The organism is Stenotrophomonas sp. MMGLT7 (assembly GCF_021168555.1).
Lineage (GTDB): Bacteria > Pseudomonadota > Gammaproteobacteria > Xanthomonadales > Xanthomonadaceae > MMGLT7.
Genome location: NZ_JAJOZS010000015.1, coordinates 84,708 through 109,545, shown reverse-complemented (window position 1 = coordinate 109,545; position 24,838 = coordinate 84,708). Strand labels below are relative to the sequence as shown.

Below are 24,838 nucleotides of genomic sequence, written 5' to 3'. Positions count from 1 at the left end.
ACAGAAAACGCACCCCTTCCTCACGCGCGTTCGCTACCTCGCGCGCAGATCCCGGCATGTTCTGCTCGTCCCGGCGATAGGCGCAGGTGACCTTGGCCGCACCCAGGCGGATCGCGCTGCGCACGCAGTCCATGCCGGTGTCGCCGCCTCCGAGCACCACCACGCGCTTGCCGTTGAGGTCGGGCAGCATGATCTTGTCTTCCCAGCCGGCAATCGGACGTCCCCATGGGTCGTTGCCGCCGACGATGCGGGCGTTCTGCACCAGGAACGGCAGCGCCGGCAACACGCCCTTGAGTTCCTGCCCGGGCAGGCCGCCGTCGGTGTAGCGGTAGGCGCCGGTGCCGAGGAACACCGCGTCATATTCCTCCAGCAGCTGTTCGATGGCGACGTCGCTGCCGATCTCCACGCCGAGGCGGAATTCCACGCCCATGCCTTCCAGCACTTCGCGGCGCTTGGCGATCACCGACTTGTCCAGCTTGAAGCTGGGGATGCCGAACTGCAGCAGGCCGCCGATCTGCTCGTAGCGGTCGTAGACCACCGCCTGGATGCCGGCGCGCGCCAGGCGGTCGGCGCAGGACAGCCCGGCGGGGCCGGCGCCGACGACCGCCACCCGCTTGCCGGTCGGCTCGACCTTGCTCAGGTCCGGCCGCCAGCCGGCCGCCAGCGCGCTATCGACGATGAACTTCTCCACCGCGCCGATGGTGACCGCGCCGAATTCCTCCAGCGTGCAGCTGCCTTCGCACAGGCGGTCCTGCGGACAGACGCGGCCGCAGACCTCGGGCAGCGGGTTGGTCGAGTGGCACAGCGCGGCGGCTTCCTCGATGCGGTTTTCCTGCACCAGCTGCAGCCACTGCGGGATGGCGTTGTGCACAGGGCACTTCCAGCTGCAGTAGGGATTGCCGCAGTCCAGGCAGCGCCCGGCCTGGTGCTGGGCCTCGGGCAGGCCGAACTTGCCGTACAGCTCGCCCCAGTCGCCGGAGGTGCGCAGCTCGACCGGGATGCGTCGCGGCATTTCGCGCGGCAGGTCGAGGAATTGGAAGGCTTGCTTGCGGCTCATAGGGCTGGGATTCGGGAATGGGGATTGGGGATTCGGGGAGCGGAAATCCGGCGGGATGCGCTTTTGCGAATCCCCAATCCCGAATCCCGAATCCCGGCGAAGGCGGCGTTCACGCCGCCCGCCTGAGCGACTCGGTCAGCGACTCGATGCTGGCGGCCTTGGGTTTGACCAGCCAGAACTTGCCGATGTAGTCGCGGAACTCGTCCAGGATCTGCTGCGCCCAGATGCTGCCGGTCAGCTCGCGGTGGCGGCTGATCAGCCGGTGCAGGTGCTGGCGGTGGTTCTCGAAGCCTTCGGCGGAGATGCGGTGGATGTCGATCAGCTCGTGGTTGAAGCGGTCGACGAAGTCGCGCTCGATGTCGAGCACGTAGGCCAGGCCACCGGTGAAGCCGGCGCCGAAGTTCAGCCCGACCTTGCCCAGCACCAGCACGATGCCGTCGGTCATGTATTCGCAGCAGTGGTCGCCGGCGCCTTCCACCACCGCCAGCGCGCCGGAGTTGCGCACCGCGAAGCGCTCGCCGGCACGGCCGGCGGCGAACAGCTCGCCGCCGGTGGCGCCGTACAGGCAGGTGTTGCCGATGATGGCGGTGCTGCGCGCCTCGAAACGCGCCCCGCGCGGCGGCCGGATCACCAGCCGGCCGCCGGCCATGCCCTTGCCGACGTAGTCGTTGGCCTCGCCCTCGACCTCCAGGTTCAGGCCGCCGGCGTTGAAGGCGCCGAAGCTCTGCCCGGCGCTGCCGCGGAAGCGCAGGGTCAGCGGGGCATCCTCCATGCCGTGGTTGCCGTGGGCACGGGCGATGGCGCCGGACAGGCGCGCGCCGATCGAGCGGTCGGTGTTGTGGATCAGGAAGCGGTGCTCGCCGCCGCGCTTGTGCACGATGGCATCGGCCAGCTGGCCGTCCAGCTGCGTGGCCAGGCTGTCGGGCGATTCGTACATGCGCTGGGCGGCGCAGTGGCCGCCTTCGTAGCCGGCCTTGCCCAGCAGCTGCGACAGGTCCACGCGCACGCCCTCGCGCGGGCTGGCCGGGATCTGCTCGAGCAGGTCGGTACGGCCGACGATCTCGTCCAGCGAGCGTGCGCCCAGGTACGACAGCCATTGCCGCACCTCCTGGCTGAGCAGGTGGAAGAAGCTCTCCACGCGCTCGGGCAGGCCCTTGAAGTACTGCGCGCGCAGGCGCTCGTCCTGGGTGGCCACGCCGGTGGCGCAGTTGTTGAGGTGGCAGATGCGCAGGTACTTGCAGCCGAGCACGATCATCGGCGCGGTGCCGAAGCCGAAGCTGTCCGCGCCCAGCAGCGCCGCCTTGACCACGTCCAGGCCGGTCTTCAGGCCGCCGTCGGTCTGCAGGATGGCGCGCGAGCGCAGGTCGTTGGCCACCAGTGCCTGGTGCGACTCGGCCACGCCCAGTTCCCACGGCACGCCGGCATGGTGGATCGAGCTGATCGGGCTGGCGCCGGTGCCGCCGTCGTGGCCGGACACGGTGATCAGGTCGGCGCCGGCCTTGACCACGCCGGCGGCGATCGTGCCCACGCCGGCATGGCTGACCAGCTTGACCGACACCAGCGCGGTCGGGTTGACCTGCTTGAGGTCGTAGATCAGCTGTGCCAGGTCCTCGATGGAGTAGATGTCGTGGTGCGGCGGCGGCGAGATCAGGCCGATGCCGGGCTTGGCGTAGCGCAGCCGCGCGATCAGCTCGTTGACCTTGTGGCCGGGCAGCTGGCCGCCCTCGCCGGGCTTGGCGCCCTGGGCGACCTTGATCTGCAGTACCTCGGCGTTGACCAGGTACTCGGGGGTGACGCCGAAGCGGCCGGAGGCCACCTGCTTGATCTTGGAACGCTTCTCGGTGCCGTAGCGGGCCGGGTCCTCGCCGCCCTCGCCGGAGTTGGAGCGCCCGCCCAGGCGGTTCATGGCGATGGCCAGCGCCTCGTGCGCCTCGGGCGAGAGCGCGCCCAGGCTGATCGCGGCAGTGTCGAAGCGGCGCAGGATGTCGTCGGCCGGGGTGACCTCGTCGAGCGGGGTCGGTACCGGCGCCTGCTTCAGCTGCAGCAGGTCGCGCAGCGCCGATGGCGGCCGTGCGTGCACCGCCTCCACGTACTGCTGCCAGTCGGCCCACTCGCCGCTGCGGGTGGCGCGCTGCAGGCTCATCACCACGTCCGGGTTGAACATGTGGTATTCGCCGCCGTGCACGTACTTGAGCACGCCGCCGATCTCCGGCCGGGCCAGTTCGTTCCAGGCGCGCTCGGACAGCTGCCGCGCCTCGGTGTCCAGCCGCGCCAGGCCGACGCCGCCGATGCGGCAATGGGTCTCTGGGAAGCACAGCTCGATCACGTCCGGTTCCAGCCCGAGGATCTCGAACAGCTGCGCGCCGCGGTAGCTGGCGATGGTGCAGATGCCCATCTTGGAGATGATCTTGGACAGGCCCTTGAGCAGGCCCTTGCGGTAGCTGCGGCCGATCTGGGTGAACTCGCCGCCCTTCTTGAGCTTGAGGATGCCGCGCCGGCCCAGGTCGAACAGGGTCTGGTAGGCCAGGTACGGGTACACCGCGGTGGCGCCGAAGCCGATCAGGCAGGCCATGTGGTGCGCGTCGCGCGCGGTGCCGGTCTCGACGATCAGGTTGACGTCGCAGCGCAGTCCCGCCCGCGAGAGGTGGTGGTGGACCGCGCCGGTGGCCAGCAGCGCGTGCGCCATCGGCCGCCCGGGGGCCGGGTAGCGGTCGGACAGCAGCAGCATGACCTTGCCGTCGCGCGCGGCCTGCTCGGCCTGTGCGCAGATGCGCTCCAGCGCGGACTTCAGGCTGTCCTCGGGGGCGTAGGACAGGTCGATCACCGCATGCGCCTGGTCGTACGGCGCCATCTGCAGCAGCTGGCGCAGCTTGCGCTGGGACAGCACCGGCGAGTCGAGCAGGATGTGGTTCACCGTCTCCGCGCCGACATGGAAGATGTTGGTCTCCTTGCCGAGCTGGGTGGACAGCGACATCGCGATGCCTTCGCGCAGCGGGTCGATCGGCGGGTTGGTGACCTGCGCGAAGGCCTGGCGGAAGTAGTCGTACAGCTGCCGCGTGCGGGTGCTGAGCACGGCGATGGGGGTGTCGTCGCCCATCGAGCCGGTGGCTTCCTGCTCGGTCTCGGCCAGCGGCCGCAGCACCTGCTCCAGCTCCTCGCTGGAGAGCTGGTAGAGCTTGTGGAAGGTCCGCAGCGTGGCCTCGTCGAACGGCTCCTCGACCAGCGACGGGTCGATCAGCTCGGTCTGCAGGTAGGTCAGGCCCTGGTGCAGCCACTGCTTGTACGGCGCGCGGGCGCGGTTGATGCGGTCGATGGCGTCGCTGTCGAGCAGGTCGCCGCGCTTGAGGTCGATCGCCATCATCTCGCCGGGGCCGAGCTTGCCCTTGCGGGTCACGCGCTCTGCCGGCAGCTCCCACACGCCGGCCTCGGAGGCGACCAGGAAATGGCGGTCGGAACTGAGCATCCAGCGCGCCGGGCGCAGGCCGTTGCGGTCGAGCATGCAGGCGGCGTAGCGGCCGTCGCAGGCGACGATGCCGGCCGGGCCGTCCCAGGGCTCGGTATTCAGGCCGTGGAACTCGTAGAACGCGGCCAGGTCGGCGTCCTTGAACTCCAGCGCCTGGGTGGCCGGCGGCACCAGGATGCGCAGCGCCTGCAGCAGGTCCATGCCGGCGGCGATCATCAGCTCCAGCATGTTGTCCAGGCTCTGCGAATCGGAGCCGTGCATGGAGATCACCGGGTCGAACTCGGCGATGTCGAAGCGCGGGGTCTTCCACACCTTGCTGCGCGCCTGCGCCCAGCGCCGGTTGCCCTCGATGGTGTTGATCTCGCCGTTGTGGGCGAGCAGCCGGAACGGGTGCGCCAGCGGCCAGCGCGGCAGCGTGTTGGTGGAGAAGCGCTGGTGGAACACGATGGCGCTGGAGGCCAGGTCGCTGCGCTGCAGGTCCGGGTAGAACGTGCTCAGCTTGTCCGGCAGCACCATGCCCTTGTAGGCGATGCCGTTGGGCGAGAGCGTGGTGACGTAGAAGTCGGCCTGCTCGCGCAGGCGCTGCTCGGCGCGGCGGCGCGCCAGGAACAGGGCCAGGGCGAAGCCGTTGTCGTCCTGGCCTTCGCCGGCGTCGACGAACAGCTGCTCGATGTGCGGCAGGGTGTCCTTGGCGAGTTCGCCGCAGACGCTGTCGTCGGTGGGCACGATGCGCCAGCCGCGCGGCGTGCTGCCGGCGCGCAGCAGTTCCCCTTCGAGCGCGTCGCGACAGCGTGCGGCGGCGTCGGCATCGCGCGGCAGGAACACCACGCCGGCGGCGAAGCGCGCGCCGACCGCGATGCCGGCATCGGCGGCCAGGGCGCGCAGGAACGGGATGGGCTTGCGGATCAGCAGGCCGCAGCCGTCGCCGGTCAGGCCGTCGGCGGCGACGCCGCCGCGGTGGGTCATGCGCGACAGCGCGGCGATGGCGGTGTCGACCAGGGCCCGCGAGGGCTGGTCGTCCAGTTGCGCGATCATGCCGAAACCACAGGCATCGCGCTCATCCAGTGGGTTGTAAAGCCCTTGGCGGTTGCGGGGGGCCATCGTCTTGCCTCAAGAAGCGATCCGGGAAAGCGGCGACATCCGTCCCCGCCCTGTCCGTGGAGCGCTTGTTGAAGTCACCGGATGATCGACTTAAGCACAGTTGATGCGGTGCCGCAACTGCTGTTGCATCTGCAACGAGGCCCCGCCGGGAGGCCTCGCCAAGATATTGAGGGGAAAGGGTTTTCGACTAGGTGCCGGCCCGGTCAGCCGCAACGCACCCCGGTGATGGCGCTGGCGGTGTCCACCTCGATGTTCAGGCGGTTGCCGTCGAACTCCAGCGTCACCGGCTGGTCGGGCCGCAGGATGCGCACGGTGCTGGCGCCGGCGTCGATGCGGGCCTGCTCGGCGAGGGCGTCGCTGACGGCCTGGCCGACCAGCCCCTGCACCTGGGCGGCCTCGCAGCTGCCGGCCGGCGGCGGCTGCGGCGAGGCTTCCGGGGTCGGCGTGGCGGCGTGCTCGGCGGCGGCCTGGGCCTGGGCGCTGGCGGCCTCCTGTTCGTCGGGCTGCGGCGCATTGCAGGCGGCCAGCGGCAGGGCCAGCGCGGCGGCGATGACGGCGGTGCGCAGGAAGGATGCGTGCAGGATCATCGTGGCTCCATGGGGAAACGGAATGCATCCAAGCATAAGGGCTTCGAATGCGGATGGGACCGGGCGGCCGCTCGCGGCGTGCGTTGACGCCGCCTAGCGGCGACGCTGTCGACAATCGGCGTTTCGCCCGGAAACCGCACGATGCCGTCCTCGCAACGCCGCACTCCCCCCAACGACAACGGCGACGCCCCGGCCGTGGCACGCGCGGCCGGGCTGGTCTACGTCAGCGATAGCGAGCCGGGCATCGCGCGGCGCCGGGCGGGCCGCGGCTTCGGCTACCGGCTGCCCGATGGCGGCAAGGTCGGCGACGCCGCCACGCTGGCGCGGATCCGCGCGCTGGCGATCCCGCCGGCCTATACCCAGGTGTGGATCTGCCTGGACCCGCAGGGCCACCTGCAGGCCACCGGGCGCGATGCCCGCGGCCGCAAGCAGTACCGCTATCACGCCGACTGGGCACAGGTGCGCGGCGACGGCAAGTTCGAGCGCATCGTCGCCTTCGGCAAGGCCTTGCCGAGGCTGCGGCGGCGCCTGCGCAGCGACCTGGCGCTGCCCGGCTTCCCGCGTCAGAAGGTGCTGGCGTTGGTGGTGGCGCTGATGGCCGACACCCTGGTGCGCGTGGGCAACAGCGAGTACGCGCGCAGCAACCGTTCCTACGGCCTGACCACGCTGCGCAACCGCCACCTGGAATTCGTGCGCGGCGGCCGCGCGCGGCTGAAGTTCCGCGGCAAGAGCGGGCAGGAGCAGGAGATCGAGGTGGACGACAAGCGCCTGGCGCGGTTGATCCATGCCTGCCAGCAGCTGCCGGGGCAGGCCCTGTTCCAGTACCGCGACGACGACGGCGCGCTGCAGCCGGTGGATTCGGGGCAGGTCAACGACTACCTGCGCCAGGCCATGGGCGAGGACTTCACCGCCAAGGACTTCCGTACCTGGGGCGGCACCCTGGCGGCGCTGCAGGCGCTGGCGCGGCTGCCGCTGCCCGAGCGCGGCAGCGAGCGCGCGCTCAAGCAGGTGCAGAACGAGGTGGTCGCCGAGGTGGCCGAGGTGCTGGGCAACACGCCGGCGGTCTGCCGCAAGGCATACATCGATCCATGCGTGTTCGACGGCTGGCGCAGCGGCCGCCTGCAGGGCCTGGCGGCGAGCACGCGCGGTCCGCGCCAGTGGGAGCAGGCCGCGCTGCGCTTCCTTGCCTGCGCCCAGCGTGCGCGGCGGCGGTCCGGCAGGCGATGAGGCCATCGGCGTGCCAGCGGCCTGTAGGAGCGATGTAGGATCGATGTAGGAGCGACTTCGGTCGCGATGAGGCCTTACCGGGAGATCCCATCGCGACAACTAGGGAGACGGCTGCGTTTCGCTGGCACCGCCAGCCACCACGATAGCGTCATCACCTCATCGCGGCCCGCGCGCGCGATCGACATCCGACCCTAGCCGCGTTGCCGGATCCGGTCCTCGGCCGCGGCGTCCGCCCGGTCGGTCGTGGGGCGGTGGCCATGACGGCGGCGGCACGACAGGATCGCCAGCCACGGCAGCAGCCAGAACAGCAGCAGTCCGATCAGTACTACAGGCATCCATTGAGTCATCGCCGCACTCCCGTGTGAATGGCCTGGATGACGCCGCCGACATCAGGCGTCCGTGCTCAGCCGCAGTAGATCGCGGTGATGTTGTTGGTGGGCCCGACCTCGATGGTCAGGCGCTCGCCCCCGCTCTGTTCGGCGCCCTGCGCCGCATCGCCCACGCCGCTGGCGGTGGCTCCGGCATCGGCGCGCGGTCCGCGCACCACCTGCGCCTGCAGGCTGTCGCTGTCCACCCGCGCGCGTTCCACGGTGGTGTTGGAGGCCGCCAGGCCGGCGGCGCCGCGCACGGCGTCCACATGGCACTGGCCGGAGATCACGCCGTCGAGCGGCTGCACCTGGGCGAGCTGGGTGGAAGCGCAGGCACTGAGGGCCGCCGCCGCGGCAATGGGAACGAGCAGGCGAATCATGGTGGTCTCCATCGGATATCTGCCCGGAGAGTGCTCACTGGGGCGTGTGCGGCGGATGAAAATCCACGAATCCTTGCCGGCGGCTTCACCCTGGCTGTGCGCCGGCCGCGGCAGATTGGACCTGCGACCGGCATGGGCGAGCGAGGCCCCGGGGCGCACTGACCGCGCAGCGGGCACGAGCGCAGCTGCGGTCCTTGGCAGCTGCGATTGCTCCGCTTGCGCGGTCCACGAGGTGCCTGCCGCGCTGGCCCGGCCAATCCCGATCACCACCACGGAGACGACCGATGGCAACCCGCAAGAAGACAGCCACCGCCAAGACGGCGGCGAAGAAGACCACCGGCAAGACCCCCAAGGCCGCCACCGCGACGGTGGTGCGGCAGCAGCGTGCGCTGCAGCGCCAGGTGGATGCCGGCGACAGGCGCCGGCAAGGCGCACCCGCGCAGAAGCGGAAAGCGGGCGCGGCACAGGCCGGCAAGCGCCGGCAGCCGGTGAAGATGCCGGCCCAGCACCTGCGCAAGCCGGGCAACGAGCACGAGCTGGAGCTGCAGCCGCGCTTCCTGGCGGTGGAGTACCAGGGCAGCGGCAAGCTCAAGGGCATGAGCGCGATCGTCACCGGCGGCGACTCGGGCATCGGCCGCGCGGTGGCGGTGCTGTTCGCGCGCGAAGGCGCCGACGTGGCCATCGTCTACCTCGACGAGCACGACGATGCCCAGCTCACCTGCGAGCACGTGGAGAAGGAAGGCCGGCGCTGCCTGCTGATCCCGGGCGACGTCAGGGACAGCGCGTTCTGCGATGCCGCGGTGGCGCAGACCGTGGAGGCCTTCGGCGGGCTCGACGTGCTGGTCAACAACGCCGCCTTCCAGCTGCACTGCGATGCCATCGAGGAACTCAGCGACGAGCACATCCGGCAGACCCTGGAGACCAACATAGGCGGCTACTTCCACATGGCGCGCGCGGCGGTCCCGCACCTTCGCCAGGGCGGCAGCATCGTCAATTCCGGCTCGGAGACCGGCCTGTTCGGCAGCAAGTCGCTGCTGGACTATTCCGCCACCAAGGGCGCGATCCACGCCTTCACGATGGCGCTGGCCAGCCAGCTGCAGCCGCGCGGCATCCGCGTCAACGCGGTCGCGCCCGGCCCGGTATGGACGCCGCTCAACCCGGCCGACAAGCGCGCCAAGGACGTGGCCGCGTTCGGCAGGGACAGCGCGATGGGGCGCCCGGCGCAGCCGGAGGAGCTGTCGCCGGCCTACGTGTTCCTGGCCTCGCCGGTGACCGCCAGCTACGTCAGCGGCGCGGTGCTGCCGGTGATGGGCGGGCCGCACGGCTGACGGCGCCAGGGGCCGGCGCCACTCAGCCGCAGCTGATCGATTCGATCCGGTTCTGCGCGTCGACCATGATGGTCAGCCGGTCCTGGCGGAAATCCATGGTCATCGCCATGCCGGGCTTGGCGACGCGCGCATGGCGCGCACCGGATTCGGCGACCGCCTTCTTCACCACTGCCTCGCTGGCGACCTGGCCGACGAAGCCTTCGAGTGCCTCGGGCCGGCAGGCCGCGCCGCCGTCGACCGGTGCGGCCTGCGGCGGTTCGGACGGCGCCGGGGCGGGTGGGCTGGCGCAGGCGCCGAGGGAGAACAGGCAGGCGGCGGGAAGGAGCAGGGAAATACGCATGGGCGTCACGTCTCCGGCGTTGTGGCTGCGGATTGTGCCGCGCCGCGGGTGAGCGTGGCGACAACCGGACGCGGCGGGGGACGCCTACCGTATCAGCCGGACTCCGGCTCTTGGAACAGGGTGACCTGCAGGGCGGCCGGGGCCTCCAGGCGGGCGTTCAGCGAACCCCACGGCGTCGTCCGCGGCGCGGCGATCACGCGCGCTCCGCCCAGGCGGGCCACCTCGGTGGCCGCCACGGCGTCGTCCACCTGCAGGGCCAGCCGCAGCCGTGGACTCTGCGCGCCGCCGGCCTCGACCCGGTCGATCATGCGCTTCTGTGCCGGGTTGGCGAGTTCCAGGGTGGCGCGTCCCGCATCGAGGATGGCGACCCGGGCATCGCCCTCGCCCTGGAAGGCGGCCTGCTCGGGCATGCCGAGCACGTCGCGATAGAAACGCAGCGCGGCATCGTAGTCGTCGGCTTCGACGACGAGGCGCAGCTGGCGCACGGCGGATGGAGGGGTGGGCATCGGATGGATTCTCGCTGATGGTCGGATCCGGCAGTATTTGCCGACATACGCACCGGTAAAATGCATTCCATGTCCGAACTTCGACGCCTGGACGTCGCCAATGCCCTGCTCGACCAGGCCGGCTCGGCGCTGGCGGCCTTCGTCCACAGCGCCCGCCTGGGCGGCTTCGCGCGTGCCGCCACCGTGCTGGGCATGTCGCCGTCGGGTGTCGCCAAGGCGGTGCAGCGGCTGGAGGCGCGGGTTGGCGTGCGCCTGTTCGCGCGCACCACCCGCAGCCTGGGGCTGACCGAGGCCGGCCGATTGCTGTTGCCGCCGGCCGAGCGCATCCTCGCCGCCGCCGGCGATGCCGTCGATGCCCTGGCCCAGCACGACGGCGTGCCGCGCGGGCGGCTGCGCCTGAGCCTGGCCCCGGCCATCGGCAAGGCGCTGGTGCTGCCGGCGCTGGCGGGCTTTCGCGCGCGCTATCCCCTGGTGGGGCTGGAGATCGACTTCGAGGGCCGTGCCATCGATCTGGTGGGCACCGGCGTCGACGTGGCCTTGCGTACCGGCCCGCTGCCCGACTCCGGCCTGCAGGCGCGCGCGCTGGGACGCGAGCGCCTGGCGTTGTGCGCGGCCCCGGATTATGTGCGCCGCAGGGGGCTGCCGGACACGCTGGCCGCGCTCGCCGGCCACGACCTGCTGCGCTACCGCCATCCCGGCGACGGCCGCGTGCGTGCCTGGCCGCTGGCGAACGCGCAGGCGCTCCCGCAGATGCTGCTGTTCACCGATCCGGATGCGCTGCGGGTGGCGGTCCTGGCCGGCCTGGGCATCGCGCTGATGCCCGAGTACGTGACCGCGCCGGCGTTCGCCGACGGTCGGCTGCTGCCGGTACTGGCCGATGCCTGCGGCGAACTGCGCGGCAGCGAGCGCTGGCTGCTGTGGCCAGCGGGCCGCCAGCGCCTGCCCAAGGTGCGGGCGTTCATCGACTACGCGGTGGAGTTGTTCGCAAGCCCGGAGCTGGGCCGGTAGCATCCCGTGGCCTGGGTGCGCGGCGCCTATCCGGGCCACGCCGTGCGGGACCGGTGGCGCCGCCGCCTCACGGCAGTTCCGTCATCGGCAGGATCTCGTGGTCTTCGCTTTCGGCCGCGACCAGCCGCTGGAACAGCAGCGCCAGCGTCACCACGTCCTGGTGGTTGTGCTCGGCCACGCGGCGCAGGTTGCGGGCGCTGCCGCCGCGCAGGTAGTTCAGCCACGCGGCGGGGGCCTCGGAACCGGGCAGGTCGTCCTCGCGCACGATCCGCAGCAGCTGGCGCTCGATGGTCGCCAGCCGGCAGTTCTCCCAGGTGCCGCGGTAGCGGCGGCGGGTGGGGAACAGCAGGTCGACGTGGTCCAGCGGCGTGATCGGATCGCCGCGCCGCGCCAGCCGGTAACGGGTCTTGAGCAGCGGCGCGTCGTAGCAGCGGCCGTTGTAGCTGGACAGTACCGTGGTGTCGGCCAGCCAGCCGGCGAAGGTCTCCAGCATCGCCGGCTCGGCCGCCATCGTGGTCATCAGCAGCTGGCGCACGCGCAGGCCTTCGCCGCCGGCACCGTCGCGAACCCAGTCGGCGGCGCCGATCATGAAGGCGCGGGTGCCGGTGCCGCCGGCCAGGCCGGTGGTCTCGGTGTCGAAGAACAGCAGGTCATGCGGGCGCACCTGCTCGCCCTCGCGCTTGGCGAAGGCCAGCGACAGCGCCGTGCGCGGCACCGGTTGCGGCAGGAAGGCCTCGACCAGGCGCAGGCCGGGGGCGATCTCGCTGCCGGGCAGGGCGCGGTCGGTGCTGGCGGGGCGCGGGTAGGTGGCTGCTGCCGGCGCGATGCTGCGCTCGCGCTGGGCCAGCAGGCGGCGCAGGCCGTCGAGCGGGGATGGACTGCGCTTCGTCGCTGTGCCGGGGAGCGGCTGGGTGTCTGTTGGCGTGGGCGTGGGCGTGGGCGTGGGAGCAGGAGCAGGAGCAGGAGCAGGAGCAGGAGCAGGAGCAGGAGCAGGAGCAGGAGCAGGAGCAGGAGCAGGAGCAGGAGCAGGAGCAGGAGCAGGAGCAGGAGCAGGAGCACCCCTCCCCAACCCTCCCCTTCGCTGCGCGAAAGGGAGGGGGCTGGAATCGCCGTAACGCCCAGAGCCGCCCAGCTCTCTGCCCCCTCCCTTTGCGAAGCAAGGGGAGGGTTGGGGAGGGGTGCTTTGCCGCTGTAGCGATCCACCGTCGGTTATCGGGCCGTCACTGGCCTGGGCATCGTCCGGCAGCGCAGCCCGGTTCGGAACAGGGTAGAGCGTCCCGGATTCACCGCGTGGCTCAGGAACCTTGCGCCCCGTCTGCCGCTGCAGCATCCGCAGCTTGTCCAGGCTCAGGCTCATGCGGGCACATCCAGCGCCCGGGCGTCGGCAGATGCCGTTTCCAAGGCGTCGCCCGCAAGCAGGCCCAGCACCTTCAATGCCAGGGTCTTCGGCGATTCGCCCTGGCCGTCCTCGCTGGCCGCCAGCACCGGGCCGACACAGGCCGGGCAGCCGGCTTTGCAGTCGCAGCGGCGCACCAGTTCGTCCGCGCGCTGCACCAGCTCGGCCTGGCGCTGCCACAGCGGCTCGCTCAGGCCGACGCCGCCGGGGAAGTTGTCGTACAGGTACACGGTGGGGACGAAGCTTTGCTGAAGTTCCACCCCGCCTTCGGACTCGGTACCGCGCAGTTGCCCGCGCCCGCCCTGGTCGGCCACCGCGAACCAGGCGCCGTCGCCGTTGCCCACCGCCTTCTGCAGGTCGCGCGCGTCGGCCATCACCGCCACCGTGGCGACGATGTGCAGCGCGTAGGCGGCGCCGAGGAAGCCGTCCAGCGCGTCCTGCCGGGAGGCGAACTCGCGCAGCAGCGTGGCCTGCGGCAGCTGCCACCACACCGCGGTGGTGTGCAGCTCCTGGTCGGGCAGGTTGACCGGGCCGTAGCCGATGTTCTCGTGGGTGTAGTAGCGGATCTTCTTGTAGCCGGCCACGCGCCGCACCACGTGCACCTCGCCGTGGTGGCTGTCGCCGCGCCCGGCCGCGCCGCCGTCGAAGCGGTCCAGAACCTTGAGCTTGGTGAAGTCGATGCTGTCGGTGTAGTAGTCCACGTGGGTGCGGGTGACGTAGGCCTTGCGGCCCTCCCAGTCGAGCCGCTCGACCTGGTACGGCGTGCTCTGCACCATGTGGATCGCGCCCTCGTACAGCGTCAGCGCGGCGGCCGAGTAGTCGACCTCGGCGATGATCTGCTGCTTGCCGTCGGTCTTGTCGACCACCACGAAGTTGCCGTCGGCGACCGAGCGCAGGCTCACCGCGTTGGCCGGGTAGCTGTCGGCGATCCATTCCCAGCGCTCGCCCTCGCGGTGGATCACCTCGGTCTCGGCCAGCGCCTGCAGGAACACCTCCGGGTCGATCGGACCGAAGCCGTCGCCGGCCACGAACGGCAGCTCGAACGCGGCGCAGCGGATGTGGTCGAACAGGATCAGCGGCTGGTCCGGGGCGATGCGCGCGTGCTCGGGCGAGGCATCGGCGAAGAAGTCCGGGTGCCGCACCACGTACTGGTCCAGCGGCTGGCTGCTGGCCACCAGCACGCCCAGCGCCGGCTGCTGGCGGCGGCCGGCGCGGCCGAAGCGCTGCCAGGTCGCCGCGACGCTGCCGGGATAGCCGTTGAGGATGACCACGTCGAGCGCACCGATGTCCACGCCCAGCTCCAGCGCCGAGGTGCTGACGATGCCGTCGATGTGGCCGGCGCGCATCGCCCGCTCCACCTCGCGCCGCTCGGTCGGCAGGTAGCCGCCGCGGTAGGCGCGGATGCGCGGCGGCTTGCGCGGATCGTGGTCGAAGATGTCCTTGAGGTACTTGGTCAGCACCTCCACCATCAGCCGCGTCTGCGCGAACACCAGGGTCTTCAGGCCCGACTTGATGGCGATGCGCGCGATGCGGTTGCTCTGCGAGCGCGCCGAGGCGCGCAGGCCCAGGTCGGCGTTGACCACCGGCGGGTTCCACAGCAATACATGTTTCGGCCCGGTGGGCGCGCCGGACTCGGTGATCGCGTGCACGCGGTCCTCGATCAGGCCTTCGGCATGCGCCTGCGGGTTGCCGATCGTCGCCGAGCACAGGATGAACTGCGGGCGCACGCCGTAGAACGCGCAGATGCGCTTGAGCCGGCGCAGCACGTTGGTGACGTGGCTGCCGAACACGCCGCGGTAGGTATGCACCTCGTCGATCACCACGTAGCGCAGGTTCTCGAAGAACTGCGCCCACTTGGTGTGGTGCGGCAGGATCGCCTGGTGCAGCATGTCCGGGTTGGAGACCACGATGTCGCCGTGCAGGCGGATCGCCTGGCGCGCATCGCCCGGCGTGTCGCCGTCGAAGGTGAAGGCCTTCACCTCCAGCTCGCCGGCGCGGTTGAGCTCCAGCAGCTCGGCCACCTGGTCCTGCGCCAGCGCCTTGGTCGGGAACAGAAAAAGTGCCTTTGAAGCGGGCGCCTTGGCGTTGCCCTGCATCGCGGCGCTCACCACCGGCAGCGTGTAGCACAGCGACTTGCCCGACGCGGTGGGGGTGACCACGGCCACGTGTTCGCCGCGCTGGGTAGCCGCCCACGCCTCGGCCTGGTGCGAATACAGCCGCTCGATGCCGCGCGCCTTCAGCGCCGCCTTCAGCGCGTCGGGCACGTCGTCCGGGATCGGCGCGTAGGCGCCCTCGCGGCCGGGGATCGTGAAGCTGCCGGTGATGCGGTCGCCGTAGCGCCGCTCCAGCCGCGCTGTCAGCAGCGCGCCGTCGCGCGAAGGCCGGCCCTCGGTGGTCGCCAGCGCCCGTTCGCTGGCTTCGGTACGGGGTGCGAGGGAGAAAGCCATGACGCCCTTGGTCGATCAAAGGACGGCATGGGAGCACAGGGACGTCTCAGCCTATGAGACGGGCCGTCCAGCGCACGATTCGCCCGGCGCGCGCAGGCGTCAGTCGCGGCTGGAGCGCAGCCTGCCGATGCCGCTCAATGGCGCGACCATCAATGGCGCGAACCGATGTCGCGATCGTCGTGGCCGCCCTGCAGCAGCCGGGTCAGTTCGTCGCAGCGGACCAGGCGGCCGTCCTTGAACACGAACTGCGCGATCACCTTGACCACCACGGTGTCGCCATCCTTCTTGGTCGCGGTGACCACGTGGTTGGTGAACACCGTGTCGCCGTCCTCGGCCATGGCCAGGAAATCCACCTCCATCGAGGCGATCGCCTCCTTCTGCTTGCGCATGTGGGCGACGAAGCCGGCATGGTCCAGCGTGGTGCCATCGACGGTCTGCACATAGGCCGGATCGAAGTACGCCTGGACGGCTTCCAGGTCCAGCGCCGGCGCCTGCAGCACCTCGCGGAACAGGGCGGCGATGCGTTGCTTGCCGTTTCCGGCGAGGGGAGAGGTCATGCGGGGCTCCGGGAGTGACGGTACGAATGACCCCGGAGATGGGGCGGCATGCGGCCGGAGGCAAGGGCCGGTCGAGCCGGCCGCCGCTGCCGACGCCACGCCCGGGGCAGGCAGCGGAGCGAGGCTTCCGTCGCGATGGCCCCGGTCCCGCATCCTTTGTCCCCGGTCCGAGTCGCTCCCTGGCGGCGTGCCGGCCGTGGCGCACGCGATGCGAAAGCCCGGGTCCGAGGGATGACTGCGTCGTCGCCTGCACGCTCGACGGCGAGGGCAGCGAGGTGGCGTTCCAGCAGGGCCGGGCAATCCTGGCCGGCGGCATCGTGCCGCTGCCGGGATTGGGCGGCTGGGGCGCATGCCGGCCGTGGCGCGGCTGGCAATGCGCGCGGCGCCCTGGCCGTCGCCATGCATGCCGGGGGCGGGAGCGGCGGGGCCTTCGCTGGCATGTCCGCGGCAAGTTGCTATCTTCGCGGGGCCATTGTCCCGACGGAGCCCGCCATGACCCGCCTGACCGCCAAGGATTTCGCCCCCGAACTGCTGGAGCTGTACGACGGCTACGTGCACGGCCGCATCAGCCGCCGCCAGTTCCTGGACCGGGCCGCCGCGTTCGCGGTGGCCGGGATGTCGGCCACCGCCCTGTTGTCCGCGCTGAGCCCCGACTACGCGCTGGCCACGCAGGTGGAGTTCACCGATCCGGACATCGTGGCCGAGTACATCGACTATCCCTCGCCCAAGGGCCACGGCCAGGTGCGCGGCTACCTGGTGCGGCCGGCCGCGGCCAAGGCACCGGTGCCGGGGGTGGTGGTGGTGCACGAGAACCGGGGCCTGAACCCCTACATCGAGGACGTGGCCCGGCGCGTGGCCAAGGCCGGCTACCTGGCGCTGGCGCCGGACGGGCTCAGCTCGGTCGGCGGCTACCCGGGCAACGACGACAAGGGCCGCGCGCTGCAGGCGCAGGTGGACCCGCAGAAGCTGATGAACGACTTCTTCGCCGCCATCGAGTACCTGCTGGCCGACGGGCGCACCACCGGCAAGGTGGGCATCACCGGCTTCTGCTACGGCGGCGGCGTGGCCAACGCGGCGGCGGTGGCCTACCCGGAACTGGCGGCGGCGGTGCCGTTCTACGGACGCCAGCCGCGCGCGGAGGAGGTGCCCGCCATCCGCGCGCCGCTGCTGCTGCACTACGCGCAGGAAGACCGCAACGTCAACGCCGGCTGGCCCGCCTACGAGGCCGCGCTGAAGGCCAACCACAAGACCTACGAGGCCTACATCTACCCCGGCACCCAGCACGGTTTCCACAACGACTCCACCCCGCGCTACGACAAGGCCGCGGCGACGCTGGCGTGGGAGCGCACGCTGGCCTGGTTCGGGAAGTACCTGGCGTAGGGCGTCTGCCATCGCCCGGCGCCACCCGCCGCGTTTCGGGCGGCTGAGGCCGCTGGCCGATCGGGGCGCGGCAGCGGCGACGGTCGAGCGGTATGCAGGCAGGGGTGCTGCCCGGCTGCCGCCTCAGTCGCCCGCCGCCAGCGTCTCCTCGATCGCGGCGAATCCCGAGTGCCGGCCCGGCGGCGTCTGCTCCACGCCGGTGGCGAAGTAGGCCACGCCGGTGCCGGCGCTGCGGTCGATCCACAGCCCGGACAGCAGGCCGTAGGCCTCCCCGGCATGGCCCACGCGCGCGATGCCGTCGCCGAACGGGTCGTCGCCGCAGTCGGGCTGCGGCGTGGCCAGCGTCTGCACCGCCAGGCCGTAGCGGCAGATCGTGGCCTTGCCCGGTTCGCTGCCGTCCTCCTCGAAGGCGACGCCGTTGCCGGAGCGCCAGGTCCACAGCGGCCGCTCCATCTCGCGCACCGACGCCGCGCTCAGCAGGCGCACGCCGTCCACCTCGCCCTCGCCGAGCAGCAGCCGGCCGATCCGGGCCAGGCCGTTGGCGGAGATGCGCAGCCCGCCCTGCGGGGCGAAGGTGGCGCCGTTGGTGCCGGGCGTCCAGCGCGCCAGGTCGCAGGAGCCGTCGCTGGCCGGCACCACCGAGCAGGCGGGCTTGGTGCCGCGGTTGTCGTCGCGCACCGGCTTACCCTGCGCGTCGTACAGCACCACCGCGCGCGCGGCGGTGGCGGTGTCGCAGGTGTCCCAGTTGTAGCAGGCGTCCAGCGCCAGCGGCTGCAGCACCAGGCGCCGCATCGACCGGTCGAAGCGCTCGCCGGTGGCGCGCTCCATCACCGCGGCCACCAGCGGGAAGTTGAGGTTGGTGTAGCGGAAGAACGTGCCCGGCGCATGCTCCGCATCCCAGGCGCGCGGGTCGGCCAGCGTGTCCTGCAGGCGGCCGTCCAGCGGCGTGGCGTAGTAGCCGGCCGCGTCGGTCAGGCTGGAGCGGTGCGAGAGCAGCAGCCGCAGCGTGACCGGCACGTCGGGGAAGCGCGGGTTGCGCAGCGTCCAGCCCAGTTGCGGCGACACGTCAGCATCCAGGTCCAGCGTGCCCTGCTCGACCAGCCGCATCACCGCGATCGCCACCACCAGCTTGGAGATCGACGCCACCCGTACCGGGTCGTCGGCGGTGACGGCACGGCCGCTGGCGGTGTCGGCCAGGCCGTGGACATCGGTGCCGGTGACGCCGTCGCGGTCGAAGGCCACGCGCACGGTGGCCACCGGGTCGGCCAGGGCGCAGCTGCTGGCGGCCAGCAGCGCCAGGGTGAAGATCCAGGGCGAGAAGGCGAGGCGCATGGTGGCTTCCATGGAGGCGGTGCGTCCGATCATAGGACACACGCGCAGGCGCCTTAGCGCCTTGCGCAGTGGCGTCGAGTGTCGGCCGGTCCTGTCGATGATCTTTCCGCCGTCGTCCCTGCGCAGGCGCACTACTTTCCGGAGAAAACTCAGGATCAGACAGTTGTCAGCTGAAGTGGCGTGGCTCACGTTCGGAGGAGTGAACTCGTCATCCCCGCGCAGGCGGGGATCCAGCGACTTCCGCGTTGAAATCAATCAGCTACGCAATCTCCCGGTAGCTCCACCTTTCAATGCACGAGTCCCCACCTGCGCGCACTATTGTCCGGGGAAAACTCCGATCGTCGCTCCCGCGCACGCGGGAGCCCATGGACGTTATCGCGAGCTGCACGAAAGTCCCTGGATCCCCGCCTGCGCGGGGATGACGAGAACCAAGGTTCGGCGCGCAAGCCTCGATCGAGTCCCGGGAGTGCTCTGGCATACCGAGAGCCTTGCGTTCTAGGCATTCGCTGTCCCAGCGAAACTTCCCCCGAAAGTAGTCGCTTGCGTGGGGACGGTGGGCTCATGATTTTCTGAGCCCAGCCCGGCCGCTTCGGTTGACGATCAACCGGCCCGGCGTCTTCTCCGCATGGTGATGCGACCCCATGTGGAAGTCGCATCGTTCACGACCCTGCAACTGCAACCGCAGCGAACGGACACGCCCCCACTCAGCTCCTGAGCTTGTAGCCGCTGCGGAAGATCCACCACGCCGCCAGCAGGCAGGCGCCGAGCAGTCCCAGGATCAGCCCGGCGCTGATCCAGACGTTGACGTCGGAGACGCCGAAGAAGCTCCAGCGCATGCCGCTGATCAGGTACACCACCGGGTTGAACAGCGATGCCGTGCGCCACGGTTCGGGCAGCATGTCGATGGAGTAGAACGCACCGCCCAGGAAGGTCAGCGGGGTGACCACCATCAGCGGGATCACCTGCAGTTTCTGGAAGTCGTCGGCCCACAGCCCGATCAGGAAGCCGAACATGCTGAAGCTCACCGAGGTCAGCACCAGGAAGAACAGCATCCACAGCGGATGGGCGACCTGGTAGGGCACGAACACGCGCGCGGTGACCAGGATCAGCAGGCCGATCAGCAGCGACTTGGTGGCCGCCGCGCCGACGTAGCCGGCCACCGCCTCGAACGGCGACACCGGCGCCGACAGCAGCTCGTAGATCGTGCCCGACCACTTGGGCATGTAGATGCCGAACGAGGCGTTGGAGATGCTCTCGTTGAGCAGCGACAGCATCACCAGCCCGGGGACGATGAAGGCGCCGTAGGCGACCCCGTCGATCTCGCCCATGCGGCTGCCGATGGCCGCGCCGAACACCACGAAGTACAGCGCGGTGGTCAGCACCGGCGACACCAGGCTCTGGGTCAGGGTGCGGAAGGCGCGCGCCATCTCGAAGCGGTAGATGGCGGCGATCGCGTACACGTTCACGTTCATGCGCGCTTCCTCACCAGGTCGACGAAGATGTCCTCCAGCGAGCTCTCGCGCGAATGCAGGTCCTTGAAGTCGATGCCGCGGGCTTGCAGCCGGCGCAGCAGGTCGGCGATGCCGGTTTCCTCGCCCTGGCTGTCGTAGGTGTAGACCAGCGCGCGGCCTTCGTCGGCCAGTTCCAGCCCGGTCGCGTCCAGGCCCTCGGGCAGCCGCTGCAGCGGCGCCTGCAGGGCGAGGGTGAGTGTCTTCTTGCCGAGCTTGCGCATCAGCGTGCGCGTGTCCTCCACCAGCACCAGCCCGCCGCGGTCGATCACGCCGACGCGGTCGGCCATCTGCTCGGCCTCCTCGATGTAGTGGGTGGTCAGGATGATGGTGGTGCCGCGCTCGCGCAGCTGGCGTACCAGCTGCCACATGTCGTGGCGCAGCTCCACATCCACGCCGGCGGTGGGCTCGTCCAGGAACAGGATGTCCGGCTCGTGCGCCAGCGCCTTGGCGATCAGCACGCGGCGCTTCATGCCGCCGGACAGGGCGAGGATCTTGCTGTCCTTCTTGTCCCACAGCGACAGCGCGCGCAGCACCCGCTCCAGGTGCGCCGGGTCGGGCGCCTTGCCGAACAGCCCGCGGCTGAAGCGCAGCGTCGCCCACACCGTCTCGAACGCATCGGTGGACAGCTCCTGCGGCACCAGGCCGATGCGGCTGCGCACGGCGCGGTAGTCGACCAGGGCGTCGTGGCCGTCGACCTCGACGCTGCCCGAGGTCGGCTTGACCAGCCCGCAGACGATGCCGATCAGGGTGGTCTTGCCGGCGCCGTTGGGGCCGAGCAGAGCGAAGATCTCGCCGCGGCGGATCTGCAGGTCCACGCCCTTGAGCGCCTGCAGCCCGGAGGCGTAGGTCTTGACCAGGTTGCGGATGGTGAGGATGGCGTCCACGCGACCTCGTGCATGCGTATGGGTGCGGCACGGTAACGCATGGCAGGTGGAATCGGCGTGGGATTGTCCGTCCCGCGGTGTTGATGCCGTGCAGCAAGGCCGGGCGGTGCGGGGGGCGGATCCGACCTGACGGCGCCGCGCACGCCGCCGGGGCAGGCGGAATGCCGGTTGGGCGGATGGCAACAGGCGTCGTGTTCGGTGCGGGATGCGCGGCCACGGCGCCTTGCGGCGGTCGCGGGTGGGCGATATGCGGTCCGCCCCCCGGCAACGGCCGCGCGCGTGCTCAGTCGTCCCGCGCCTGCGACAGCGGCGCGGCCACCTGTTCCAGCGGCTTGCGTTCGGCGGCCACGCCCCAGATCGCCTGGACGATGCCGGCCGCCACCATCAGCACCGCGCCGATCAGGTAGCCGATGGCGACGTTGTCGCGGCTGGCGGTCTCGATCAGCGCGCCGAACAGCAGCGGCCCGCTGATCCCGCCCAGCCCGGTGCCGAAGGCATAGAACACCGCGATCGCCAGCGCGCGGATCTCCAGCGGGAAGGTCTCGGCCACGGTGAGGTAGGCCGAGCTGGCCGCGGCCGAGGCGAAGAAGAAGATCACCATCCACGCCACCGTCTGCCCGGTGGCGTCGAACACGCCCTCGCGGAACAGCCAGCCGCTGAGCGCCAGCAGCACGCCGGAGAGGATGTAGGTGCCGGCGATCATCGGCTTGCGGCCGATGCGGTCGAACAGCGGGCCCAGCAGCAGCGGGCCGCAGAAGTTGCCCAGCGCGAACGGCAGGATGTACCAGCCGATGCGGTCGCCGGCGATGCCGTAGAAGTCGATCAGCACCAGCGCGTAGGTGAAGAAGATCGCGTTGTAGAAGAACGCCTGCGCGGTCAGCAGCGACAGCCCCACCAGCGAGCGGCGGCGGTAGCGGTGGAACAGCGTGGCGATGGCCTCGCCCAGCGAGGTGTGCGTGCGCACGTGCAGCCGCAGCCAGTGGTGCTCACGCAGCGGCGGCAGCGTGTGCACGATGTGGCGGATGTGCCGCTCGATGTCCTCGACGATGCGCGCGGCCTGCTGCGGCTGGCCGTGGATCAGCAGCCAGCGCGGGCTCTCGGGGATCCACAGCCGCATCAGCAGGATCAGCAGCCCGAGCGCGGCGCCGATGCCGAAGCACAGCCGCCAGCCCAGTTCGGGGTCGATCAGCTGCGGGTCCAGCAGCACCACCGAGCCGAGCGCGCCGAGCGCGGCGCCGAGCCAGAAGGTGCCGTTGATCGCCAGGTCGACGCGGCCGCGGTAGCGCGCCGGGGTGAACTCCTGGATGGTGGAGTTGATCGCCGAGTACTCGCCGCCGATGCCGGCGCCGGTGAGGAAGCGGAACAGCAGGAAGCTCCACAGGTTCCACGACAGCGCGGTCAGCGCGGTGGCGCCGATGTACACCGCCAGGGTGATGAAGAACAGCTTGCGCCGGCCCAGGCGGTCGGCCAGCCAGCCGAAGTACAGCGCGCCCAGCACCGCGCCGGCAATGTAGGCGCCGCCGGCCAGCCCGACCTCGGCATTGCTCATCCGCAGCGCCGGGCTGTCCCTGAGCGCGCCGGCGATCGAGCCGGCCAGCGTCACCTCCAGCCCGTCCAGTAGCCAGGTGATGCCCAGCGCGACCACCAGCAGGGTGTGGAAGCGCGTCCAAGGCAGGCGGTCCAGCCGCGCCGGCAGGTCGGTGGAGAACACGTTGTCCGAGGACGTGGCGTTGGCGGACATGCAAGACGCGGAGGCCGGCGTGCCCGGCGGTCGTTGGCGTGGCCGCCATGCTGCCGGCGGCCGCGTCGCCTGCGCGTGAGCGGTCCGGCAGGACGCGGGGTGACCGCAGCCATGGACCATCTGCTAACGTGCGCGGCCTGTATCCCGAGCCGTTGCCTGCCATGCCCGTCCGATCACTGCGTGTTGCGCCCGTTTCCCTCTTCCTGGCCGCATTGCTGGCCGGCTGCGCCAGCGGCGGCGGTCGCCACGGCACGGCGCTGGCCGATGGCGCGCGGGCGCAGGTGGCGATCCTGGAAACCACCGACGTGCACGCCAACGTCCTCAGCTACGACTACTACAAGCAGCGCGAGGACACCTCGCTCGGCTACGAGCGCGTGGCCACGCTGATCCGCCGCGCGCGCGCCGAGTTCCCCAACAGCTTTCTGTTCGACAGCGGCGACACCATCCAGGGCAACGTGCTGGCGGACTACCAGGCCAAGGTGAAGCCGGTGGGCTGCGACGAGAAGCTGGGCATCTACGCGGCGATGGACGCGATGGACTACGACGGCGCCACCGCCGGCAACCACGAGTTCAACTACGGCCTGGGCTTCCTGTCGCAGGTGACCGGCACGCCGATGAACGTGGACGGCGGCCGCAGCGAGCGCTGCGCCGGGCCGGCCTTCCCGCTGGTGCTGAGCAACGTCTTCAGCGCGCGCGACGGGGCGCCGATCTTCAAGCCGTGGACCATCGTCGAAAAGCCCATCACCGTGACCGATGCCGACGGCCGCACCCGCCAGGTGCCGCTGCGGGTGGGCATCATCGGCTTCACCCCGCCGCCGATCATGCAGTGGGACAAGCAGAACCTGGAAGGCAAGGTCACCGTCACCGGCGTGGTCGAGGCGGCGCGGCGCTACCTGCCGCAGCTGCAGGCGCAGCATCCGGACCTGGTGGTGGCGATCCTGCACGGCGGGCTCAACACCGCCGACTACACCCCGGACATGGAGAACGCCGGCTGGCACCTGGCCGGCGTGCCGGGGATCGATGCGCTGCTGCTGGGCCACTCGCATGCCGAGTTCCCCGGACCGCGCTACCGCGGCATGGCCGAGGTCGATGCCGAGCGCGGCTTCGTGCGCGGCGTGCCGGCGGTGATGGGCGGCTTCTTCGGCAAGGACCTGGGCGTGATCGAGCTGGCGCTGCGGCGCCAGGACGGCCGCTGGGTAGTGGACAGGCAGGCCAGCCACAGCGAGGTGCGGCCGATCTGCAGCGGCAAGGACCAGTGCGTGCCGGCGGACCCGGCGATCGCGCCGCTGGTGGCGCAGGCGCACCAGGCCACGCTGGCCTACGTCGACACGCCGATCGGCCGCAGCCAGGTGCACTTCACCAGCTACTTCGTCGACCAGGGCAACAACTCGGCGCTGGCGGTGGTCAATGCCGCCCAGCGCGACTACGTGCGCGAGGAGCTGCCGCGCCTGCATCCGGAACTGGCCGGCGTGCCGGTGCTGTCGGCGGCCGCGCCGTTCCGCACCGGCTTCGGCGGCAGCGACGACTACACCGACGTGCCGGCCGGCACGCTGACCCTGCGCAGCGCCGCCGACCTGTACTTCTACCCCAACACGCTGGCGGCGGTGAAGATCGACGGCGCCGGGCTGAAGGCGTGGCTGGAACGCTCGGCCGAGCGCTACAACCGCATCGATCCGGGCAAGTCCGGCGAGCAGGCGCTGATCAACGGCCGCTACGTCGGCTACAACGTCGACCAGATCCAGGGCGGCATCGCCTACACCATCGACGTCACCCGCCCGGCCGGCCAGCGCATCGTCTCGCTGACCTGGCAGGGCCGGCCGGTCGCTCCGCGGCAGCCGTTCGTGGTGGCCACCAACAACTACCGCGCCAACGGCGGCGGCGAGTTCCCGGGGCTGGACGGCAGCAACATCGTGCTGGCCGCGCCCGACGGCAACCGCGAGATCCTCGCCGCCTGGCTGCAGCGCAAGGGCACGATCACCGCCGCCGACCTGGAGCCGACGCCATGGCGCTTCGCCCCGGTCGAGGCGCGCGGCCCGCTGACCTTCGACTGCCCGGCCGGCAAGCTGGCGGTGGCGCGCGAGGCCGGGCTGGACGACATCCGCGAGCTGCGCGCCAGCGGCGACGGCCGCGCCGTGTGCGCCATCGACCTGTCGCGCTGAGCGCCGCCCGAACCCGTAGGAGCGACTTCAGTCGCGATGCGTTATCGGTAACGCCCCATCGCGACT

General features: G+C 70.9%; 19 protein-coding genes. 5 read left to right on the top strand and 14 right to left on the bottom strand.

Annotated elements, in window-relative coordinates:
- The 3 genes from LRX76_RS16145 to LRX76_RS16135 all read right to left on the bottom strand — a co-directional run.
- Window positions 1-1,057 (bottom strand): FAD-dependent oxidoreductase (locus LRX76_RS16145; RefSeq protein WP_231806647.1); only part of this gene is annotated, 1,057 nt, incomplete at its 3' end.
- A 109-nt stretch (window positions 1,058-1,166) separates the two neighbouring features.
- The gene (gene gltB, locus LRX76_RS16140) at window positions 1,167-5,621 is read right to left on the bottom strand and encodes a glutamate synthase large subunit (protein ID WP_231806646.1); all 4,455 of its coding nucleotides are present in this window, start codon (window positions 5,619-5,621) and stop codon (window positions 1,167-1,169) included.
- A gap of 203 nt (window positions 5,622-5,824) precedes the next feature.
- Entirely contained in the window at window positions 5,825-6,208 is a 384-nt protein-coding gene (locus LRX76_RS16135) for an I78 family peptidase inhibitor (protein WP_231806645.1), read from the bottom strand.
- Window positions 6,209-6,349: 141 nt separating this feature from the next.
- Between LRX76_RS16135 and LRX76_RS16130 the strand changes: the two genes are divergently transcribed.
- Complete coding sequence (locus LRX76_RS16130) at window positions 6,350-7,435, top strand: DNA topoisomerase IB (RefSeq protein ID WP_231806644.1); 1,086 nt, start codon at window positions 6,350-6,352, stop codon at window positions 7,433-7,435.
- A gap of 191 nt (window positions 7,436-7,626) precedes the next feature.
- Here the strand turns inward: LRX76_RS16130 and LRX76_RS16125 are convergent, their stop codons facing one another.
- The gene (locus LRX76_RS16125; protein WP_231806643.1) at window positions 7,627-7,770 is read right to left on the bottom strand and encodes a hypothetical protein; all 144 of its coding nucleotides are present in this window, start codon (window positions 7,768-7,770) and stop codon (window positions 7,627-7,629) included.
- 68 nt (window positions 7,771-7,838) lie between these two features.
- A complete protein-coding gene (locus tag LRX76_RS16120) occupies window positions 7,839-8,183 on the bottom strand; it encodes a hypothetical protein (RefSeq protein WP_231806642.1) in 345 nt (114 codons plus the stop codon).
- 284 nt (window positions 8,184-8,467) lie between these two features.
- Here LRX76_RS16120 and LRX76_RS16115 point away from each other — a divergent pair, with 284 nt between their 5' ends.
- Window positions 8,468-9,511 carry an SDR family oxidoreductase gene (locus tag LRX76_RS16115; protein ID WP_231806641.1) on the top strand — a complete coding sequence of 348 codons (1,044 nt, stop codon included), beginning with the start codon at window positions 8,468-8,470 and terminating at the stop codon, window positions 9,509-9,511.
- A 22-nt stretch (window positions 9,512-9,533) separates the two neighbouring features.
- On the opposite strand, the gene LRX76_RS16110 is transcribed toward LRX76_RS16115, so the two are convergent.
- Window positions 9,534-9,851 (bottom strand): I78 family peptidase inhibitor, encoded by a 318-nt coding sequence (locus tag LRX76_RS16110; protein ID WP_231806640.1) that lies wholly within the window; start codon window positions 9,849-9,851, stop codon window positions 9,534-9,536.
- 92 nt (window positions 9,852-9,943) lie between these two features.
- Entirely contained in the window at window positions 9,944-10,357 is a 414-nt protein-coding gene (locus tag LRX76_RS16105) for a VOC family protein (protein ID WP_231806639.1), read from the bottom strand.
- 69 nt (window positions 10,358-10,426) lie between these two features.
- Here LRX76_RS16105 and LRX76_RS16100 point away from each other — a divergent pair, with 69 nt between their 5' ends.
- Complete coding sequence (locus LRX76_RS16100; protein WP_231806638.1) at window positions 10,427-11,365, top strand: LysR family transcriptional regulator; 939 nt, start codon at window positions 10,427-10,429, stop codon at window positions 11,363-11,365.
- Between the two features lie 67 nt (window positions 11,366-11,432).
- Here the strand turns inward: LRX76_RS16100 and LRX76_RS16095 are convergent, their stop codons facing one another.
- The 3 genes from LRX76_RS16095 to LRX76_RS16085 all read right to left on the bottom strand — a co-directional run bounded on the left by LRX76_RS16095 (window position 11,433) and on the right by LRX76_RS16085 (window position 15,765).
- Window positions 11,433-12,722 carry a ribonuclease H-like domain-containing protein gene (locus LRX76_RS16095; RefSeq protein ID WP_231806637.1) on the bottom strand — a complete coding sequence of 430 codons (1,290 nt, stop codon included), beginning with the start codon at window positions 12,720-12,722 and terminating at the stop codon, window positions 11,433-11,435.
- A complete protein-coding gene (locus LRX76_RS16090) occupies window positions 12,719-15,208 on the bottom strand; it encodes a DEAD/DEAH box helicase (RefSeq protein WP_231806636.1) in 2,490 nt (829 codons plus the stop codon). The genes LRX76_RS16095 and LRX76_RS16090 overlap by 4 nt, the downstream gene beginning before the upstream one ends.
- A gap of 149 nt (window positions 15,209-15,357) precedes the next feature.
- Window positions 15,358-15,765, bottom strand: a complete 408-nt coding sequence (locus tag LRX76_RS16085) for a nuclear transport factor 2 family protein (protein ID WP_231806635.1) — start codon at window positions 15,763-15,765, stop codon at window positions 15,358-15,360.
- Window positions 15,766-16,257: 492 nt separating this feature from the next.
- On the opposite strand from LRX76_RS16085, the gene yghX reads away from it, so the two are divergent.
- On the top strand, window positions 16,258-17,145 hold the full coding sequence (gene yghX / locus LRX76_RS16080) for a YghX family hydrolase (RefSeq protein ID WP_231806634.1): 888 nt from the start codon (window positions 16,258-16,260) through the stop codon (window positions 17,143-17,145).
- A gap of 123 nt (window positions 17,146-17,268) precedes the next feature.
- Here the strand turns inward: yghX and LRX76_RS16075 are convergent, their stop codons facing one another.
- The 4 genes from LRX76_RS16075 to LRX76_RS16060 all read right to left on the bottom strand — a co-directional run bounded on the left by LRX76_RS16075 (window position 17,269) and on the right by LRX76_RS16060 (window position 22,613).
- The gene (locus LRX76_RS16075) at window positions 17,269-18,477 is read right to left on the bottom strand and encodes a serine hydrolase domain-containing protein (protein WP_231806633.1); all 1,209 of its coding nucleotides are present in this window, start codon (window positions 18,475-18,477) and stop codon (window positions 17,269-17,271) included.
- Window positions 18,478-19,181: 704 nt separating this feature from the next.
- A complete protein-coding gene (locus tag LRX76_RS16070) occupies window positions 19,182-19,943 on the bottom strand; it encodes an ABC transporter permease (protein ID WP_231806655.1) in 762 nt (253 codons plus the stop codon).
- Window positions 19,944-19,945: 2 nt separating this feature from the next.
- The gene (locus LRX76_RS16065) at window positions 19,946-20,872 is read right to left on the bottom strand and encodes an ABC transporter ATP-binding protein (protein WP_231806632.1); all 927 of its coding nucleotides are present in this window, start codon (window positions 20,870-20,872) and stop codon (window positions 19,946-19,948) included.
- Between the two features lie 283 nt (window positions 20,873-21,155).
- Window positions 21,156-22,613: an MFS transporter gene (locus LRX76_RS16060; RefSeq protein ID WP_231806631.1), complete on the bottom strand. Its 1,458-nt coding sequence runs from the start codon at window positions 22,611-22,613 to the stop codon at window positions 21,156-21,158.
- 161 nt (window positions 22,614-22,774) lie between these two features.
- Here LRX76_RS16060 and LRX76_RS16055 point away from each other — a divergent pair, with 161 nt between their 5' ends.
- On the top strand, window positions 22,775-24,772 hold the full coding sequence (locus LRX76_RS16055) for a bifunctional 2',3'-cyclic-nucleotide 2'-phosphodiesterase/3'-nucleotidase (protein WP_231806630.1): 1,998 nt from the start codon (window positions 22,775-22,777) through the stop codon (window positions 24,770-24,772).
- Window positions 24,773-24,838 lie beyond the last annotated feature (66 nt).